Source organism: Halococcus sp. IIIV-5B (genome assembly GCF_003602035.1).
Lineage (GTDB): Archaea > Halobacteriota > Halobacteria > Halobacteriales > Halococcaceae > Halococcus > Halococcus salsus.
This window is the reverse complement of record NZ_QZWE01000017.1, coordinates 30306-48054: the sequence shown is the minus strand read 5'-3', so window position 1 is coordinate 48054 and position 17749 is coordinate 30306. Positions and strand designations below refer to the sequence as shown.

At 66.8% G+C, this 17749-nt stretch carries 15 protein-coding genes and 2 tRNA genes; 6 read left to right on the top strand and 11 right to left on the bottom strand.

What is annotated here, in order from left to right; genetic code table 11:
• Window positions 1-604: 604 nt before the first annotated feature.
• From trpG to trpD, 4 genes are read right to left on the bottom strand one after another with little or no spacing between them, the layout of a single operon-like run.
• Window positions 605-1240 carry an anthranilate synthase component II gene (gene trpG / locus D3261_RS12320; protein ID WP_120072804.1) on the bottom strand — a complete coding sequence of 212 codons (636 nt, stop codon included), beginning with the start codon at window positions 1238-1240 and terminating at the stop codon, window positions 605-607.
• Window positions 1237-2850 carry an anthranilate synthase component I gene (trpE, locus tag D3261_RS12315; protein WP_120072802.1) on the bottom strand — a complete coding sequence of 538 codons (1614 nt, stop codon included), beginning with the start codon at window positions 2848-2850 and terminating at the stop codon, window positions 1237-1239. The genes trpG and trpE overlap by 4 nt, the downstream gene beginning before the upstream one ends.
• On the bottom strand, window positions 2847-3479 hold the full coding sequence (locus D3261_RS12310) for a phosphoribosylanthranilate isomerase (RefSeq protein WP_120072800.1): 633 nt from the start codon (window positions 3477-3479) through the stop codon (window positions 2847-2849). Before D3261_RS12310 ends, trpE begins: the two co-directional genes overlap by 4 nt.
• Window positions 3476-4495, bottom strand: a complete 1020-nt coding sequence (trpD, locus tag D3261_RS12305) for an anthranilate phosphoribosyltransferase (RefSeq protein ID WP_120072798.1) — start codon at window positions 4493-4495, stop codon at window positions 3476-3478. The genes D3261_RS12310 and trpD overlap by 4 nt, the downstream gene beginning before the upstream one ends.
• 143 nt (window positions 4496-4638) lie before the next feature.
• Here trpD and D3261_RS12300 point away from each other — a divergent pair.
• A tRNA-Val gene (locus D3261_RS12300) sits at window positions 4639-4713 on the top strand.
• A gap of 346 nt (window positions 4714-5059) precedes the next feature.
• On the opposite strand, the gene D3261_RS12295 is transcribed toward D3261_RS12300, so the two are convergent.
• Window positions 5060-5974 (bottom strand): DUF726 domain-containing protein, encoded by a 915-nt coding sequence (locus D3261_RS12295; protein ID WP_120072796.1) that lies wholly within the window; start codon window positions 5972-5974, stop codon window positions 5060-5062.
• A 92-nt stretch (window positions 5975-6066) separates the two neighbouring features.
• On the opposite strand from D3261_RS12295, the gene D3261_RS12290 reads away from it, so the two are divergent.
• Window positions 6067-7080 (top strand): deoxyhypusine synthase, encoded by a 1014-nt coding sequence (locus D3261_RS12290; RefSeq protein ID WP_120072857.1) that lies wholly within the window; start codon window positions 6067-6069, stop codon window positions 7078-7080.
• Window positions 7081-7110: 30 nt separating this feature from the next.
• Here the strand turns inward: D3261_RS12290 and D3261_RS12285 are convergent, their stop codons facing one another.
• Window positions 7111-7323, bottom strand: coding sequence for a hypothetical protein (locus D3261_RS12285; RefSeq protein ID WP_120072794.1), 213 nt, complete (start codon window positions 7321-7323; stop codon window positions 7111-7113).
• Window positions 7324-7598: 275 nt separating this feature from the next.
• On the opposite strand from D3261_RS12285, the gene D3261_RS12280 reads away from it, so the two are divergent.
• The 3 genes from D3261_RS12280 to D3261_RS12270 all read left to right on the top strand — a co-directional run bounded on the left by D3261_RS12280 (window position 7599) and on the right by D3261_RS12270 (window position 11323).
• Window positions 7599-9299, top strand: a complete 1701-nt coding sequence (locus tag D3261_RS12280) for a nitrite/sulfite reductase (protein WP_120072792.1) — start codon at window positions 7599-7601, stop codon at window positions 9297-9299.
• The gene (locus D3261_RS12275; protein ID WP_120072790.1) at window positions 9292-10770 is read left to right on the top strand and encodes a Coenzyme F420 hydrogenase/dehydrogenase, beta subunit C-terminal domain; all 1479 of its coding nucleotides are present in this window, start codon (window positions 9292-9294) and stop codon (window positions 10768-10770) included. Before D3261_RS12280 ends, D3261_RS12275 begins: the two co-directional genes overlap by 8 nt.
• 67 nt (window positions 10771-10837) lie before the next feature.
• Window positions 10838-11323 carry a cupin domain-containing protein gene (locus D3261_RS12270; RefSeq protein ID WP_120072788.1) on the top strand — a complete coding sequence of 162 codons (486 nt, stop codon included), beginning with the start codon at window positions 10838-10840 and terminating at the stop codon, window positions 11321-11323.
• Window positions 11324-11383: 60 nt separating this feature from the next.
• Here the strand turns inward: D3261_RS12270 and pdhA are convergent, their stop codons facing one another.
• The 4 genes from pdhA to D3261_RS12250 all read right to left on the bottom strand — a co-directional run bounded on the left by pdhA (window position 11384) and on the right by D3261_RS12250 (window position 15612).
• A complete protein-coding gene (pdhA, locus tag D3261_RS12265; RefSeq protein ID WP_120072786.1) occupies window positions 11384-12490 on the bottom strand; it encodes a pyruvate dehydrogenase (acetyl-transferring) E1 component subunit alpha in 1107 nt (368 codons plus the stop codon).
• Between the two features lie 276 nt (window positions 12491-12766).
• Window positions 12767-12961 (bottom strand): cold-shock protein, encoded by a 195-nt coding sequence (locus D3261_RS12260; protein ID WP_120072785.1) that lies wholly within the window; start codon window positions 12959-12961, stop codon window positions 12767-12769.
• 265 nt (window positions 12962-13226) lie between these two features.
• Window positions 13227-13333 (bottom strand) — tRNA-Glu (locus D3261_RS12255).
• A 305-nt stretch (window positions 13334-13638) separates the two neighbouring features.
• Window positions 13639-15612 (bottom strand): 3-hydroxyacyl-CoA dehydrogenase/enoyl-CoA hydratase family protein, encoded by a 1974-nt coding sequence (locus D3261_RS12250; protein ID WP_120072784.1) that lies wholly within the window; start codon window positions 15610-15612, stop codon window positions 13639-13641.
• A gap of 200 nt (window positions 15613-15812) precedes the next feature.
• Between D3261_RS12250 and D3261_RS12245 the strand changes: the two genes are divergently transcribed.
• Entirely contained in the window at window positions 15813-16376 is a 564-nt protein-coding gene (locus D3261_RS12245; protein WP_120072783.1) for a DNA-3-methyladenine glycosylase, read from the top strand.
• 1 nt (window position 16377) lies between these two features.
• On the opposite strand, the gene D3261_RS12240 is transcribed toward D3261_RS12245, so the two are convergent.
• A complete protein-coding gene (locus tag D3261_RS12240; protein ID WP_120072782.1) occupies window positions 16378-17730 on the bottom strand; it encodes a RimK/LysX family protein in 1353 nt (450 codons plus the stop codon).
• Window positions 17731-17749: the final 19 nt, after the last annotated feature.

Genomic DNA, 17749 nt, shown 5'->3' with positions numbered 1-17749 from the left:
CCTTGATGTGCAGTTGGAACCACGCTAACCTTGTTGTACTACTGCTAACAGCCACAGCGTTCCTAGTGCGAGTCCCGAAAGGACGAAGGCTAGAAGGCCGGCAACCACGTACCAACGTGGGACCCACCTCATTATTAGAGTTGTAGCGAAGGCTGTTCCACCGAAGACAGCACCCAGTAGCACAGCGATGTCCCTCATCCGCTTTGATATATCTCCATCCGATGGCGATACCTCTCTTTCCGGCGGTTTTCGTAGCATATCTAATGTGTGGTGTTCCGGAAAACTACCCAGATGTTGAGGGCTGGCGTGAGTTTCCGGGTGATTCAACCATCTGTGACGGGAATCTCCTACTGAAGCGAGGGTGATGAACGCTTCGGCCCGCGTTTTCCTGTACCGACTCGTCGATCGAAATCAAGGTCTGTAGACCGCTTGAGCGAATTGTTTTGGCTCCTGCTTCATCCACGTTCACTCACTTTTTGGGTGAGCACATAACCGTAGGTAGACCACGATGGAAGTGGTCTCCGTAGCGGTAAAATGGCCAGACGTAGAGATTGTTGCAACTTGAAGATAGAGGGGGTTTTCGGATGGAAGTCGAGGGTTGAAATCAGCGCTCGATGGTCGGTCGTTCGGGGTCGGTCGTGACGCGTGCGAGGAAGTTCCGGATGACGTCGTGGCCGACCCCGGTCAGCACGCTCTCGGGGTGGAACTGGACGCACTCGATGGGGTACTCGCGGTGGCGGATCCCCATCACGAGGTCGTCGGTGCGTGCGCTCACGGCGAAACAGTCGGGGACCTCGGTGGCGACGAGGGAGTGGTACCGACCGGCCCGAAATCCCTGGTCGAGCCCCCTGAACACGCCTTTGCCGTCGTGGTCGATGGCGAACGCCTTGCCGTGGACCGGCTCCGGTGCGCGCCCGACCGACCCGCCGTAGGCGTAGACCGCGGCTTCGAGCCCGAGACAGACCCCGAGCGTGGGTACCTCGGGACCGAGTTCGCGGAAGACGTCGAGGGTGACACCGACGTCGCGTTCGTTCTCGGGGTGGCCCGGACCGGGGCTCACCACGATGGCGTCGGGGTCGTAGGCGCGGATCTCGTCGAGCGACGCGGTGTTCCGAACGACGTGGGTGTCGGCGTGTTCGCTGACGTACTCCACGAGGTTGTAGGTGAACGAATCGAAGTTGTCGACGAACAGCACCCGCGGGCGGTCCCCGGTGGCTGTCGAGCCGGTCGATCCGGTCATCGGCCCGCCTCCGGGATGGAAGGTTCGTCCGGCGGTCGCTCGATGGCTTCGAGCGCGGCGAGCACCCCGCCCATCTTGCGTTCGGTCTCCTCGTACTCGCTCGCGGGGTCGGAGTCCGCGACGATGCCCGCGCCCGCCTGCACCACGATCCGGTCGAGCGCGCGTCGGTGCGCGTCGCGTCGTTCGCTCCCGTGGTCGACGAGAGCCGTGCGGATCACGATCGCCACGTCGGCGTCGCCGTCCCACGAGAAGTAGCCCACGCCGCCGCCGTAGAGCCCCCGATGACTGGGTTCGAGGGCGTCGATGATCTCCATCGCGCGGACCTTCGGCGCGCCCGAGAGCGTCCCCATCGGGAAGGTCGCACGCGTCGCGTCGAAGGCGTCGCAGTCGGCGGCCAACCGACCCGTGACCGTGGACTCGATGTGCTGGACGTGCGAGTACTTGAGGACGCTCATGAAGTCCCGGACCCGGACGGTGGTGGGTTCGCTCACCCGTCGGACGTCGTTGCGCGCGAGGTCCACCAGCATCGTGTGCTCGGCGCGTTCCTTCTCGTCGGCCAGGAGTTCGCCCGCGAGCCGACGGTCCTCGACCGGACTCGCACCCCGCTGGCAGGTCCCCGCGAGCGGGTTCGAGACGACCTCGTTCTCGCGAACCGAGACCAGGGTCTCGGGACTCGACCCCACGACCGAGCGCTCGCCGTATTCGAGGAGGTACATGTACGGCGAGGGGTTCACGTCGCGGAGCGCGGCGTAGAGTCCACGGGGGTCGACCTCGCCGACGAGTTCGCGGGCGCGCGAGAGCACGACTTGGTAGCTGTCGCCATCGAGGACGTGTTCCTTCGCGCGTCGAACCGCCTCCTCGTAGGCTTCGCGCGACCCGGCGCGCTCGTCCTCGCGTTCGAACCCGCCGAACGCGGGATCGGTGTCCGAGAGCGCCGCGGTCACTCGCTCGACCTCACTCACGAGGTCGTCGTAGACCGCACCGGGGTCGTCGCCGGGCCGGAGGAGGGGCGTGAACACCAGCGAGACCTCGTCGGCGGCGTGGTCGAACGCCAGGGTCTTCGTCGTCAGTACGAACTGGGCGTCCGGAACGGTCGAATCGGGGCGGTCGAGCCCCACCTCGTCGAGGTGGAGGTCGTAAACGGCGTCGTAGGCGAGGAAACCGACGAGTCCGCCCTCCAGCTGCTGGCGGTCGGTCTCGGGGAAGTTCGCGCGCTCGACCGTAGGGAGCGCGTCGCGGAGGCGGTCGAGGGTGTCGCCCGTGCCGGCGTCGATGAGGCCCTCGTAGCGCGAATCGAAGGTCTCGACGTCGGTCCCGATCGGGTCGACCGTGATGGCGGCCGCGGGGTCGTAGCCCACGAACGAGTAGCGCGCGTGGCGGTCCTCGGGGGCGGGCGCGAACGCGCCGTCCGGGTCGCTGGAGGCGACTTTCTCGGCGCTCTCCAAGAGGAAGGTGTACTCGGCATCGACGGTATCGGCGAGCGCCGCGTAGGCCGCCAGCGGTTCGGTGTCGCCGTCGAGCGGTGCGGTGGTGTGGATCACGACCGGGCCGTCGGCGTCGTTCGCGAGTTCGACGAACCGGTCGCGATCGAGGTCGAGCGGCGAACTCATGCGCGCACCGACTCCGTCCTCGCGCGCTCGACGAACCGCCGGAGCGCGTCGTGGTCCTTCCGCCCACCGGTCTCCTCGACCCCGCTCGAAACGTCGACCCCGAACGGCTCGGCGGTGTGGACCGCGCGCGCGACGTTCTCGGGTGTGAGACCGCCGGCGAGGAGCACCGGGGTGTCGAGGTCGGCGACGACCTCGCGGGCGCGGTCCCAATCGTGCGTTTCGCCGGTCCCGCCCGCGCCGTGCTCGTCGGTCGAATCCAGCACGATGGCGTCCGCCGCGGTGTACCCAGAGAGGTCGCCGGCCGCGTCGACGGCCACGAACACCGACCGGTCGGTGGCCGCCGCGAGCGCCTCGATCTCCGCCGGCGAGAAGCCGTGGACCTGTATCGCGTCGGTCCCCACACGGTCGGCGAGGTCGGCCCCCGCGGCGGGCGAGTCGGGCATCGTGACGAGGACGCTCGTGACGTCGTCGGGAACCCGGTCGGCGAGCGCCGCGGCCTCGTCCGGCGTGACCTCGCGTGGCGTCTCGATCGGCACTCCGGAAACGAACCCGACGAGGTCCGCACCGGCGTCGAGAGCGGCGTCGAGGTCGTCGTCGTTGGTCAGCCCGCAGAGCTTCGCGCGCGTCACGCGGTCTCACCCGGGACCGTCTCCGCCCCGCGGAGCACCGCGAGCGTCTCGGCCGCTGCCCCCGAATCGATGGCCTCGCGGGCCGACACGACCCCGGCTTCGAGGCTGTCGGCGAGGCCGGCGACGTAGACCGCCGCGCCGGCGTTCGCGAGCACGATGTCGCGCTTCGCGCCCCCGAGGTCGCCGGTCACGATACCCCGGAGGTCGGCGGCGTTCTCCGCGGGCGTGCCGCCGGCGACGGCTTCGACCGGGGCAGGGTCGAGCCCGAGGTCGGCGGGCGTCAGGTCGTACTCCTCGACGTCGTCCCCGTCGACCTCGGCCACCGTCGTCCCGCCGTGGAGACAGATCTCGTCCATCCCGGAGCCGTGGACAACGAGCGCGCGCTCGACGTCCATCTTCGTGAGCGAGCGGGCCAGCACCGGCACGAGGTCGGGCGAGTAGACCCCGACGACCTGCGCGTCCGCGTTCGCGGGGTTCGTCAGCGGTCCGAGGGCGTTGAAGATCGTCCGCATCCCGAGCTCCTTTCGCGGGCCGATGACCGCCTTCATCGCGGGGTGGAACACGGGGGCGAGCATGAAGCCGATCCCGTCGCGCTCGATGGCGCGCTCGACGGCCGGCGGTTCGGCGTCGATGTCGACCCCGAGCTCGTCGAGCACGTCGGCGCTCCCGGAGGAGGAGGAGACCGAGTAGTTGCCGTGTTTCGCGACGTTGACCCCCGCACCGGCTGCGACGACCGCGCTCGCGGTCGAGACGTTGATCGTGTCGTGGTCGTCGCCGCCGGTCCCGCAGGTGTCCACCAGCGGGCGGGAGTCGGGGTCGATGGTCCGGGCCGCTCCGCGCATCCCCTGGGCGAAGCCCGCGATCTCGGTCTCGGTCTCGCCCTTCGCCCGGAGCGCCGCGAGCAACGCCCCGATCTGGGCGTCGGTCGCGTTCTCGAACACCGCCGTGGCGGCCGCCCGCGCCGCCGACAGGTCGAGGTCCTCGCCGTCCGTCACGTGTTCGATATGCTCTTTCATTGGATGGTGATGTACGATTTCGCGTTGTAATGGACAAATCAGTACATCGACTTAAACGTGTCGTCGGCCGGTCGCGGCGCTCCGTCGATCGGGGCGTTTCGAAACGTTCAATTATGCCCCGGATGAACCACTATTCCCAAGACGGGTTCGTGGTCTAGGCTGGTTATGACACCTCCTTGACATGGAGGAGGCCGGCGGTTCAAATCCGCCCGAACCCACTCGTTCTCCGCCTCGAATCGAATGATAGCAGAGCGGAACGGTTGGTGCTCCCCTGAATTCGATACATCACGCTTCCCCGTGCAGCGGAGTTGGTCCCTCTCTATCGCTGCTCTTCCGTAGCTATGGCGACGCGCGTTGACGTACCGAAACGCACCGAGAAATCGAGGTCAGTGGATGAGGATCACGTGTCCGCACTCCGGACACTCGACCTTGTCGTCGTCCGGTTCGAACGCCACGGCGTTCCCGCACTCGTTGCATCGTTTCTCCATCTGACACGATTGGTACCGAATGGCAAAGGCGCTTTCGACGGTCGGGACTCGCTTCGAACCCGGCTTCGGCGGCCTCTCACCACTCGGCGAGCACGCGGTCCATCACCCCGTCGTCCCGTTGGTAGTAGCCGCTGTGGCCGTCGACGCGGTCGGTCACGTCGTGGTCCTCGTAGTTGTCGGGGGCCGGACCCTCGATGCCGACCTCGCCGACGGCACTCTCGAACTCGCGGGTGTTGAAGATGTAGCGCAGCACCGGGTCGTCGCCGCTGTAGAAGTTGTCGAACTCGCCGACGGCGTACTCGATCGAGGGGCCGTACTCGTCGTCGAACCAGCCCGCGTCGAGCGAGGGGTCGTCGTCCTCGATCGCACCGCCGAGCAGCGTCGCCGACGCGAGGGCGTCGGGCTCCTCGAAGTCGTCCTGAAGCGACCGACAGGTGTCGACGGTGACGCGCGCGCCGAGGGAGTGGGCGACGACTCGAACAGGGGTGTCGTGGTCGGCGCTCCAGTCGGTGAGGAAGTTCGCCAACTTCTCGCCGTTCCCGTCGGCGATGTCCTTGGCGTCGGCCCACCCGAGATCGAGGCTGTCGCCCTTGTCGGCGTCCCACGAGTACGCGACGACGTCACCCTCGTACCCGTTCGCTTCGAGCGCCGACTGCGCCTCTCCGGCCCCGTCGACCGCCTCCTGGGCGTCGGTCCGCCAGCCGTGAACCCAGACCGTCAGCGTGTCGTCGCCGATAGCCGACCAGTCCCCCTCGACGTCGTAGCTGTGGGCCGTCTCGCCGTCGGTCAAGTCCGCGTCGTCGTCGAAGTGGTCCCGCGTCGAGACGCGCGGGTAGTCGTCGGTCACGTCCGCAGCGCTGGCGGTGCCGACGGTCGCGAGGCCGGTCACGCCGACGGTGGCGGCCGCGGCGAACCCACGAAGGAAGCCGCGCCGCTCGACGTGTCCCGCGCCCCGGCCCGTCCCGCCACCCTGTCTGTCATGGTCCCTCATCCTCGATGACTGCTGGTCGAGTCCATATGAATCTTCGTCCGTCCCCGACCGCGGACCGCGCGGTTGAAACCGACACCATCCCGATCCGGCCCATGAGCGACCACGACCCGAACGACCCGCCGCGCGAGGAGTTCCACCACGACCCCATCGAACACGCGGCGGTCTCGGGCGGGATGACCGTCGGCGAACTCGCGACCGAGTACGGCAAGGCGGGCATCGGCGCGAACGCGCTCGCGGAGGCGGTCGACATCTATGCCGAGATGCTCGACCCCGAGGTGACGACCTTCGTCGGCCTCGCGGGTGCGATGGTGCCCGCCGGGATGCGCCAGGTCGTCGTCGACCTGATTCGGGACGGCCACGTCGACGTACTCGTCACCACCGGCGCGAACCTCACCCACGACACCATCGAGGCCATCGGCGGTAAACACCACCACGGACGAGATCACGGCGACGGCAGCCTTCGGGAACACGACGAGACGCTTCGCGACGAGCAGGTCGACCGGATCTTCGACGTCTACCTCCCCCAGGAGCACTTCGCGCTGCTCGAAAGCCACCTCCGTGAGGAGGTCTTCCCCGCGATCGAGGAGACGGTGAGCATCGCCCGGCTCACCGACGAGCTCGGGCGCGCGAACGCCGAGGTCAATAGGCAGGAAGGGATCGACGAGGACCCGGGTATCGCGGCCGCCGCCCACGAGCACGACGTCCCGATATACGCCCCCGCGATCCAGGACTCCGTGTTAGGCCTCCAGGCGTGGCTTTACTCCCAGACCACGGATTTCTCGCTCGACGCGCTCGACGACATGAACGGGTTGAACGACATCGCCTACGAGGCCGACAGCACGGGAGCGGTCGTGGTCGGCGGCGGAGTACCCAAAAACTACGTGCTCCAGACCATGCTGGTCGCGCCCGACGCCTACGACTACGCCGTCCAGTTGACGATGGACCCCGAACACGCCGGCGGGCTCTCGGGGGCGACCCTGGAGGAGGCTCGGTCGTGGGGGAAGTTGGAGAAAGCCGCCCGAAACGCGAGCGTCTACGCCGACGCGACCATCACGCTGCCGCTCCTCGTGGCGGCGGCGCGCGAGCGCGCCGCGGAGACCGAGTAGTCCCGGAATCGAAGAACCGCGGGTCCCGAGTCACTCCGCGAGGTCGACGACGTCCTCGCGGAACTCCTCGATCGAGGTGGCGTACTCGCCGATCCGGTCGCCCTCGTCGTCGTACTGTACCACGTCGACCTCGTCGTCGGCCACGCCGACGACTTCGAGCGTCGTGCCGTCATCGAGTCGGTAGCGGTCGCCGGCGGCGATCGAACCCGAACCGTCGGCCGAGACCGGCCAATCTTCGCTCATGTGCCGTCTCCGAGGGCTATCGGTTTGAGTCCTTTTCTCCCGTCGACCCGGGATCCGTGTACGCTCCGTATTGGCGCTATCCACCCGAATCGATGACGAGTGGCGCGTTCGGCCCGGTTCCGCCTCAGCAGTTGTCTCGTAGACTCCAGCAACACCGTCCGGAACCGTCGAGCCGCGTCAGACCTCGCCGTGACCCGGGAATACTATGAGTAGAGGGAAGTAGGGTCCGCAAGGGTAGCCGGCACGGTCGCCGGTGGCGCTGATTTGAGACTACAATGAATACAGTCGAACGCTGGAAACAGGAGAAGCATCCGCTCGACGTCATCGAGGACGTTCGGGAGTACGCCGAAGAGGGACTCTCGTTTGACGAGATCGAGGAACGCGCCGGCGACGGCGAGTGGGAACGGCTCAAGTGGGCCGGGATGTACAGCCACGGGGTACAGGACGGTTACTTCATGATGCGGACGAAGGTCCCCGGTGGCTATCTCACGCCCGAGCAGGGGGTCGTCGTCGGCAAGGTCGCCGACGAGTTCGCCACCGCACCCGAGGAGTACGGCGGCGACCAGCAGAACGACCTCTGGGGCGACGCCTACGTCGACATCACGACCCGCCAGGACTTCCAGGAGCACTGGATCGAGGTCGAGGACGTCCCCGAGATCTGGAACCGCTACGACGACGTGGGGCTGACCACGATCCAGGGCTGTGGCGACTCCGCGCGGAACGTCTTGGGCTGTCCCGCCGCGGGCCTCGACCACCACGAGGCCTTCGACGCCCAGCCCGTGATCGACGCCGTCTCGGACTTCTTCACCGAGAACCGGGAGTACGGCAACCTCCCGCGGAAATTCAAGATCACCATCACCGGTTGCCGCGAGGACTGCGCCCAGTCACAGATCAACGACGTCGGGATGACCCCGGCGCGCCGCGAGGTCGACGGCCAGTACCAGTACGGTTTCCACGTCCGCGTCGGCGGCGGGCTCTCGGACGGCCCACGGATGGGTTCGGAGCTCGACGTGTTCGTCCCGCCGGAGGACGCCGTCGAGTTCACCCGGGCCGTCGCCCAGACGTTCAAGGAGCTCGGCAATCGGTTCAACCGCGGCGTCTGCCGGATGCGCTACCTCGTCCAGCAGATGGGGCCCGAGAAGTTCGAGGAGGCCGTCCGCGACCGCTGTCAGGTCGACCTCGATACCCGAGGGGAAGACCTCACCGAGGGCTACACGGGCGACCACGTCGGCGTCCACAAACAGCGCGACGAGGACCTGCGATACGTGGGCTTCAACGTCGTCGCGGGCCGGATGGGCGGCGACGAGTTCGCCGAGGCCGCCCGCGCGGCCGAGAAGCACGGCACCGAGGACGCGAGCCTCCGCCTCGCGACGGATCAGAACTTCCTGATCACCCACATCCCCGAGGAGAACGTCGAGGACCTCCTCGCCGAACCCTTCGCGGAGAACTACCAGCCGGACCCGGGCCCGTTCGCACGCGGCGCGGTCGGCTGTACGGGGAGCGAGTTCTGTAACTACGGGATCATCGAGACCAAGAATCGAGTCAAGCGGTGGGCCCGCGAACTCGACGACCGGATCGACACCCCCGACGACCTCGAAGTGGTCCGGATGCACATGTCGGGCTGTTCGGCCTCCTGTGCCCAGCCTCAGATCGCCGACATCGGCTTCCGGGGCGAGACGGTCAAGACGGACGTCGACGACGAGGACGACGAGAACGACGAGATCGTCGAGGGGATGGACTTCGGTCTCGGGGGCTCCCTGGGTGCCGACAACGAGTTCCTCGACTGGGTCGAGCACGCGGTGCCCGCGACCGCCGTCATCCCGGCGCTCGAAAAGCTGTTCACGGCCTACACCGACGAGCGCGAGGAGGGCGAGCGCTTCTACGAGTGGTGCCGTCGCGCCGGCAACGACGAACTCCGCGCCGTGATGCAGCAGGCGGACGCCAACGTCTCGGGAGGTGTCGCGGCGGATGACTGACCGCAGCCCCCTCCCCGGCGTGCCGGGGACGAGCGACGACGGCGACGACTGCTGTACCGACGGCGGGTGTACCTGCGGCGGGTCCGAATCGGAACCCCAGGCCATCGCCGACGGCGGGATGAAGTCGGCGAACGTCGACGAGAACGGCAGCCTCGGTGACGTTCAGTTCACCGAACCCGCCGCCGAGGGCACGAGCCAGGACATCGAGAACGGCGACTCGCCCGACCACCGCGTCGGGGTTCCCGACGGGGTGGACCTCGACACGCCGGGCTACTCGATCCGCTCGGAGATGAACGACATCGAGGAGCCCGACGACAAGACGTGGTTCATGGAGCTCGACACCGCCGTGATCGACGACGGCCGGTGTATCCAGTGTGGGACCTGCGTGGCCTCCTGTCCCTCGGACTCGATCGGCATCGGCGACGACGGGCTCCCCGAGTTGGTCAAGATGTGTACGGGCTGTTCGCTCTGTTGGGACTTCTGTCCCCGCGGCGGCCTGCGCTACGAGCGCCAGTGGAAGATCACTGGTGGCGAGGACAACGTGAAGGGCGCGGGCGACCCGATCACGGAGTTCTCGGCGAAGGTCGAGGAGGAGTGGCGCGAGAACGCCCAGGACGGTGGCGTGGTCTCCTCGGTCCTGATCCACCTGCTCGAAGACGGCGAGATCGACGGCGCGCTGATCGCCACCGAGGGCGAGGACGAGGCCTGGAAGGCCGAAAGCTTCCTCGCGACCACCCCCGAGGAGGTCATCGCCAACGCGGGTAGTTTCTACAACCAGACGATGGCGCTCGGGAACCTCGACCTCGAACAGTGGGCGCACAAGCTCCCCAACAAGGACCCGGAAGACCTCTCGCTGGCGATGGTCGGCACCCCGTGTGAGATCGAGGGCATCCGCGCGCTCCAGGACTTCTCGTGGGAGTACGGCTCGCAGGATGGCGGTGCGCGGGCCGTTGACTACACCATCGCGCTGATGTGTACGAAGAACTTCAACTACGAGCGACTCATCGGCGAGCAGCTCGAGGAGAAACGCGACATCAGCCCGGAGGAGATCGGGAAGTTCGACATCCTCCACGGGAACATGTACATCTACGACCACGACGGCGAGAAGATCCTCGAAGAGGACATCGAGAACTTCCACGGCGCCGCACTGAAGGGCTGTGACGAGTGTGCCGACTTCACGGGCTTCACCTCCGACATCACGGTGGGCTCGGTCGGCTCCTCTGACGACTATTCGAGCGTCATCATCCGAACCGAGCAGGGCCTCGACGCGTGGGAACACACCGAGGCCGACCTCGACTACCACGACCTCGAGGACCGCTCGGCGATCGGTGGGCTCCAGTCCTGGGACAAGAAGAAGGCGTTCAACTCCCTCGAACGGCCGTTCGACCCGGACGCACCCCGGTTCATCGAGTACACCGAGCACGCCGAGAACTACGGCACCGTGCTCAACCCGCACGAAGCCGACCACTGAACGCCGCGTTTTTCGATCTCGGCGTCGTGGCGGGAACGTTTTTGCTCGCGAGAGCGGTGCGATCGGTGTGGAAAAAGTCAACATCGACGATGTGGATGTCGTCACCAACCCGCTGGGGGTCCACTCGGTTCGGAAGCCGGTTTCGAGCGCCCTCGGCACCGAGGACTTCGCGATGAACTACTTCGAGCTCGAACCCGGCGAGTCGTTCTCCGGGGGCCTCCACACCCATCACGACCAGGAGGAGGTCTTCTACGTCCAGGAGGGCACGGCGACGTTCGAAATTGGCCGCGAACGCGAGGAGACGGACGTCGAGGCGGGCGGGTTCGTCCGGTTCGCGCCCGGCGAGTTCCAGACCGGCAAGAACGACTCCGACGACCAGGTCGTGGGGTTCGCGCTCGGCGCGCCGAAGGCCCGCCACGACTTCGAGGAGATCGAATCGCTGGTCCACTGCCGGGAGTGCGGCGAGGAGACCGTCCACGGGCTCGACCTCACGGACGAGGGCCAGTTCGAGTTCACCTGCACGGCGTGCGGCAACGAGTTCGCGACGGGGTGATCCGCCGCGACGAGTGCGCGCTGGGTGCAGCCCGAGGAGTCGGTGGTGCGCTGGATCGACTCACTCGTCGAGGAGTGCGTCGTCGCCGTGGCGTTCGCGCAGCTCCCGGAGGTACTCGCGCTGGTCGCGAAGCCGGTCGGGAAGCTCCGCGTAGGCATCGGCGAAGAGGTCGTCCGGGTCGGCCTCGGCGCTCCCCTCGGCCGTCTCGATGGCCTCGGCCACCCCGGCTTCGACCTCGGTCTCGATGGCGTCGACCCGCTCGTCGTCGAGCCGGTCGGTGTCACGGAGGAAACGTTCGAGCCGCGGGATCGGGTCCTTCTCCCGCCACTCCTCGACCGCGCTCTCCTCGCGGTAGACCGAGGGATCGTCGGCGGTGGTGTGCGCGCCGAAGCGGTACTGGACGGCCTCGATCATGGTCGGGCGGCGCTCGTCGTCGGTCTCGCCCCGGGCCTTCTCGACGGCGTGCTTCGTGACCTGATACATCGCGAGCGGGTCCATCCCGTCGACCTGGATCCCCTCGAAGCCGTAGGCCTCGGCCTTTTGCGCCAGTGTTGCGGACGCGGTCTGGCGCTCGCGGGGGACCGAGATCGCCCACTGGTTGTTGTTGCAGACGAAGACGTTCGGGGTGTCGAACACGCCCGCGAAGTTCAGCGCCTCGTGGAAGTCGCCCTCGCTGGTCGCGCCGTCGCCGAAGTGGCTCACGAACGCTTTGTCCTCGCCTTTGAGTTTCGAGGCCCACGCCATCCCGACCGCGTGGGGGAGGTGGTCGCCGATGGTGATGTTGAGCGGCGCGATGTTGACGTCGGCGAGCGCGGCGTTGGCCGACTCGTGGCCCATCCAGTACTGGAGGTACTCGGCGAGCGCGCCTCGCACGACGACCGTGCCGTGCTCGCGGTACTGATAGAGCACCCAATCGGCCTCGTCGAGCGCGTACATCGAGCCGATCTGGGAGCCCTCCTGGCCGGCGAGCGAGGAGTAGGTCCCGAGTCGCCCCTGGCGCTGGAGGCTGATCAGGCGCTCGTCGAGGTGGCGCGCGAAGCGCATGTCGCGGTAGATGGAGACGAACGCCTCGTCCGAGAGGGCCGGTACGGTCGCGCCGTCGACGACCTGGCCGTCGGCGTCGAGCACCTGCACGCGGTCGTCGCCCCGTGTGCGATCAGTGGTCACGGTTCCCGAAACCTGCGTGGCGCGGCGGCATAGCGTTTCCGTCCGCGAGGAAAACCGTCTTGCCGGTCGCGTTCGTCGCGTCGGATGGCCGATGACGAGCCGTGGTTCCGAACCGGACTCGGCACCCGGATGGTGACGAACCCTATGAGTACCGAGGCCACTCCTCGAACCGAGCAGCTCCCGGTGATGGCCACGTACTGGAGCCGCGTCGCTACGCGATGCGTCGTCGGGAAAAATTGTTGGTTAGTGAAGTGCTGCGTACGCTACTCGTCCGACTTACAGTCGTTCGAGGTTGGTCGCGCGCGGGCCCTTGTCAGCCTGTTCGATGTCGAATTCGACTTCCGTGTCCTCTTCGAGATCCGGGCCGCCGATGTCTTCCATGTGGAAGAACACGTCCTCCTCGGAATCCTCAGTGTCGATGAAGCCGTAGCCGCCAGTGTCGTTGAAGAAATCAACCGTGCCTTTTGCCATTGCTTCTAAAGCCAACGCCCACCGGGTCATAAGAATTGCGCGAGTCGCGGTATCATGCGGGGTGCGATGGACACTCATCCAAAAATAGATGGTCGACGCTGAACGATCGGTTGTGGCGACGGGAGCTGGTGCTCGTCGGTAGGACGCTCGAAAATCGCTCGGTCGGGGATTTGAACACGCCCAGACGTGCTCGCTTCGCTGCGCGCGACTGGTCTACTCAAATCCCCGACCTGCGCGTCTGCTCGTCACTTCGTTCCTCGCAGAATGCTCGGTCGGGGATTTGAACCCCGGTCATCGGCTCTCTTCCAAACCGGGCGCGAGCCCTCATTTGTCGAAAGGCCGAAATGATTGGCCGGACTACACCAACCGAGCGTAATTGATTCTCAGTATCGGGTACTGATAAACACTGTTGTTTGCTATCGGGAGTGGTCCGTATTCTCACGACCTCTCGCGTTCTCGAGACACGTTTCGAGGGAGAAGTTTCCGGACGGCTGAAGACGTTGCATTCGTTGGCGATCGCTCCCTGTGTCAGCTCTTCGTCCCAATATTTGACTTCGAGCCACCAACCGCTTCGATAGCGTCTCACCATCGGCAGTAGCCGTTCGATTCGTTTCGAGTGATAAAGCCTCGGGCGACCCCGTTTTCACAACCGTTGGAGTTCGACGGTGGCGGTCCGTCTATTTCCCCTCGAATTCGGGGTCCGAATCGCCCATGAACGCGGTGACACCCTCCATCAGGTCGTCGGTGTTGATGAGGTGGCCGAACGCCTGGGACTCGATCTCCAGCCCGGCCTCGGTGTCCTCCCAGCCCCGGAGCATCGCGCGTTTGGTGAGCTTCTGGGCCACCGGCGGGCCGGCGGCGAGGTCGGCGGCGAGGTCGTGGGCCGCGTCCCGGAACTCGTTCTTCGAGACCACGTCGGTGACGAAGCCGTAGTCGGCCATCTCCGCGGCCTCGTAGCGCTCGGCGGTGAGGATGATCTCCTTGGCGCGCCCCTCGCCCACGATGTGCTGGAGGCGCTGGGTGCCGCCCCAGCCGGGCAGGAGGCCCAGGTTCAGTTCGGGCTGGCCGAACTGCGAGCGCTCGGTGGCGATCCGGAGGTCCGCACACATCGCGAGCTCCATCCCGCCGCCGAGGCAGTAGCCGTCGATGGCCGCCACGACCGGCATCGGGCACTCCTCCAGCTTGCCGAAGGTGTCCTTGCCCTTCTTCGAGAGCTCGATGGCTTCGAGCGGCTCGGCGCTCGCCGCCATCGATTGTACATCTGCACCCGCCGAGAACGCGTCGTCGCCCGCGCCCGTGATCAGGATCGTGCGCACCTCGTCGTCGTCCTCGAACAGCTCGATGGCGGCGGCGAGCTCATCGAGCACGTCCATGTTGATGGTGTTCATCCGGTGGGGGCGGTCGATGACGATCTCGCCCACCATGTCGCCCGGATACTCGACGCCGACCGTCTCGAACTCGACCGTGTCACCGTCACCGTCGTCCGAGCCCGCGTAGAAGCCCTCGCCGGCGAGCTCGTCGAGCGCGGGGGCGGGTTCGTAGCGCGCCGCACCGGTCTCCTCGTGGAGCTCCGAGAGCGTCTCGTGGAGCGAGTCGAGCCCCGCCTCGTCGGCGAGCTTCGCGGGGCCGTTCGGGAACCCGGCCCCCAACATCACGGCCTCGTCGATGTCCGCGGCGGGCGCGACGTCGTTCCCGACGAGCTTCGCGACCTCGTTGGCCATCACCGCGAGCAGTCGTGCCTCGATCTCCTCGGTGCCCGCGTCGGTCGGGATGTCCGCGCCGTCGCCGTTCTCGTAGTCGTAGAAGCCCTTGCCCGTTTTCTTCCCGAGCTCCTCGGCCTCGACCTTCGATTCGAGCAGCGGGCACGGTGCGTAGGCATCCCCGAGCACGTCGTGCATGTATTCGAGGACGTGATAGCCCACGTCGATCCCCACCTGGTCGGCGAGTTCGAAGCTCCCCATCGGGAGCCCCATGTCGAACTTCGTGGTGCTGTCGACTTCCGCCATCGTCGCCACGTCCTCTTCGACCAGCCACGCCGCCTCGTTCATCAACGGCACCAGCACGCGATTGACGATGAAGCCAGGGCTGTCCTTCCGGACCCGCACCGGCGTCTTGCCGAAGTTCTCGGCGAGCGCCTCGATCGTGTCGAGGGTCTCGTCGGCGGTGTGCTCGCCCGAGATGACCTCCACGAGCTGCATCCTGACTGGGGGGTTGAAGAAGTGCATCCCGCAGAACTGGCCCGGACGCTCCGTGACCTCCGCGAGGTCGGTGATCGAGAGCGAGGACGTGTTGGTGGCGAACAGCGCCTCTTCGGGCGCGTACTGTTCGACCTCCTGGTAGACGTCCTGTTTGATGTCCATCTTCTCGGGGACCACCTCGATGATCACGTCGGTGTTCGAGACGGTCTCCTCGACGTCGACCAGCGTCGTCACGCGGTCGAGCGCGGCCTCGGCCTCCTCCTCGGTCAGCTGTCCCTTCTCCTCGAGCTTCCCGACGCTCCATTCGAGCTGGTCGTACCCCTTTTCAACTAACTCCTCGTTGATATCGCGCAGCCGGACGTCGTAGCCCGCGAGCGCAGCGACCTCGGCGATGCCGTGGCCCATGTTCCCCGCGCCGAGTACGGCAACGGTCTCGATGTCGTCGACGTTCATGATTCACCGTTACAACTCGCTCGCGGGATTTCAACGTTTCCGTCCGGCCGGCTCCCGGTTCACGACCGTGCCGGTCGAAGCGCGACGAACCGATCGCTAACAACTCGCTTCGAGTTTATTTTCGAGTGCGACGGCGAGTGCGGAGCCGGCTTCGCCGATGACACGACTCAAGCGGCTCGCGACCCTCGATCGACCACCGAATGGACGAACTCACCCAGGACCCGGTGATGGCCGAACTCGTCGCGGAGTACGGCCCCCTCGAACTCGACCCCGCCGAGAGCGAGTTCGAACGGCTCGTGATATCGATCATCAACCAGTCCGTCTCGACGGCCTCGGCCAACGCCGTTCGCGAGCGGACCTTCACGCTGTTCGACGAGGTCACCCCCGAGGCGGTGCTCGCGGCCGACGAGGAGACCCTCGTCGAGGCGGGCCTCGGGAAGGCCAAGACCGAGTACATCAGGAACGCCGCCGAGGCGTTCATCGAACGCGACCTGACCCGCGCGGGGCTCGCCGACGCCACCGACCAGGAGGTCATCGACGAGCTCGCCGAGATCCACGGGATCGGCGAGTGGACCGGCCGGATGTACCTGATCTTCGCGCTCGGGCGCGAGGACGTCTTTCCAGTGGGGGATCTCGCCGTTCGGCGGGCGATGGAGTCGCTCTACGGCGAGATGAGCCGGGCCGAGATGCGCGAGTTCGCCGAGCGCTGGGAGCCCCACCGTTCGCTCGCGACGCTCTACCTCTGGGAACACTACGAGTCGTAGTTCACTCTTCGAGGACGTCCTCGTTCGGCTGGGGCTGGTCGCTGTCGGACCGCCGCCGAACGTCGACCTGGTAGTGTTTCAGGATGTCCCGACCCAGCAGGAGCGGGTAGTTCATGTGACTCCGGTCCTCGACGCTCGCGGTCACGGTGTGTTGGGTGCCCCCGATACCGACCACGAGGTCCACCACCGGCCGCGCCTTCCCGGATTTCTGGCTGCCCGAGCGAACCCTCGTGAGACTCTTTATCGGCCCGGCACCGATCGCGGCCGCGAGCGAGGTGTCGATGCTGGTTCTGGTCGCCCCCGTGTCCGACTTGGCGAGCGTCGACTGCGACCCGCTGGTCCCGCTGACCACCACGTCCTCGATGTAGCCGATGGTGGGGGTCTCGCCGGGTGCGGGCCGCTCCTCGCGGGGCATCGACGACGGCGTGGAGTCGTCGAGGGTTCCCGAGAGCTCGCGCACCCGGTCGTCGTCGACGCTGCCGCCGACGTGTTCGACGGCGAGCTTCGCGATGTAGGGGGCCGGACTCTTCCCGGTGGCCTCGTAGGGCCCCTTGAACCCCGCCGTCGGGTTCATCTCGAGGACGTACCAGCCGTCGTTGGCCTCCACGAGGTCGACGCCGACGTAGTCCAGGTCGATCACGTCGGCGGCGTAGAGCGCGGTCTCGCGCGCTTCGTCGGGGATCTCGTCGGTGACGTCCTCGACCGCCCCGCCGAGCGCGACGTTGGTCCGCCAGTCGCCCTCGGGGGCGTAGCGGTGCATCGCGCCGATGATCCGGTCGCCGACGACGTACACCCGGAGGTCGCGGTGCTGGGTCTCGTCGCGCTCGATGAGCTCCTGAAGGAACGCCTGTCGGTTCCCCACTCGGGGGTTGACGGGGTCGCTCAGGTCGACCTTCCACGTACCGCCGCCGTGGGTGCCGATGGCGGTCTTGTAGACACCGACGTCACCGAAGCGCTCGCGGCCCCGGTTCAGCCGGTCGTTCGAGAGCGCGAGCAACGCGTCCGGCACCCGCACGTTCCAGTCGGCGAGCGTCGCCGCGGTCGCGAATTTGTGGATCGCGGTCAGGGTGGCACCCGGCCGGTTCAGCATCGGGCGGATCCGTTCGAAGGTGGCCGCTAGCCCCAGCCCCTCGGCGGGCTCCTCGGTGTTCGAGAGCAGGAGTCGGTTGGCAACCACGTCGACGTCGGGTTCGAGGCTCACCTCGCCGTCCCGGATCGAGACCGCGGTGTTCTCCCGACGGAGCCAGACGGGCTCGTGACCGAGGTCCTCGACCGCGTTGAGGATCGCCTTGGTCTCCTTGCTGTTGTGGAGGCTCAACACGCCGACACGAACCGCGTCGTTGGAGGATTCCATGCCGTTCCTTGGTCGAGCC

Excerpts from the sequence above, each read along its gene's own strand:
- trpG (WP_120072804.1), bottom strand. The coding sequence starts at position 1,240 with ATGACCGGATCGACCGGCTCGACAGCCACCGGGGACCGCCCGCGGGTG.
- trpE (WP_120072802.1), bottom strand. The coding sequence starts at position 2,850 with ATGAGTTCGCCGCTCGACCTCGATCGCGACCGGTTCGTCGAACTCGCG.
- trpD (WP_120072798.1), bottom strand. The coding sequence starts at position 4,495 with ATGAAAGAGCATATCGAACACGTGACGGACGGCGAGGACCTCGACCTG.
- D3261_RS12295 (WP_120072796.1), bottom strand. The coding sequence starts at position 5,974 with ATGAGGGACCATGACAGACAGGGTGGCGGGACGGGCCGGGGCGCGGGA.
- D3261_RS12290 (WP_120072857.1), top strand. The coding sequence starts at position 6,067 with ATGAGCGACCACGACCCGAACGACCCGCCGCGCGAGGAGTTCCACCAC.
- D3261_RS12285 (WP_120072794.1), bottom strand. The coding sequence starts at position 7,323 with ATGAGCGAAGATTGGCCGGTCTCGGCCGACGGTTCGGGTTCGATCGCC.
- D3261_RS12280 (WP_120072792.1), top strand. The coding sequence starts at position 7,599 with ATGAATACAGTCGAACGCTGGAAACAGGAGAAGCATCCGCTCGACGTC.
- D3261_RS12275 (WP_120072790.1), top strand. The coding sequence starts at position 9,292 with ATGACTGACCGCAGCCCCCTCCCCGGCGTGCCGGGGACGAGCGACGAC.
- D3261_RS12260 (WP_120072785.1), bottom strand. The coding sequence starts at position 12,961 with ATGGCAAAAGGCACGGTTGATTTCTTCAACGACACTGGCGGCTACGGC.
- D3261_RS12250 (WP_120072784.1), bottom strand. The coding sequence starts at position 15,612 with ATGAACGTCGACGACATCGAGACCGTTGCCGTACTCGGCGCGGGGAAC.
- D3261_RS12245 (WP_120072783.1), top strand. The coding sequence starts at position 15,813 with ATGGACGAACTCACCCAGGACCCGGTGATGGCCGAACTCGTCGCGGAG.
- D3261_RS12240 (WP_120072782.1), bottom strand. The coding sequence starts at position 17,730 with ATGGAATCCTCCAACGACGCGGTTCGTGTCGGCGTGTTGAGCCTCCAC.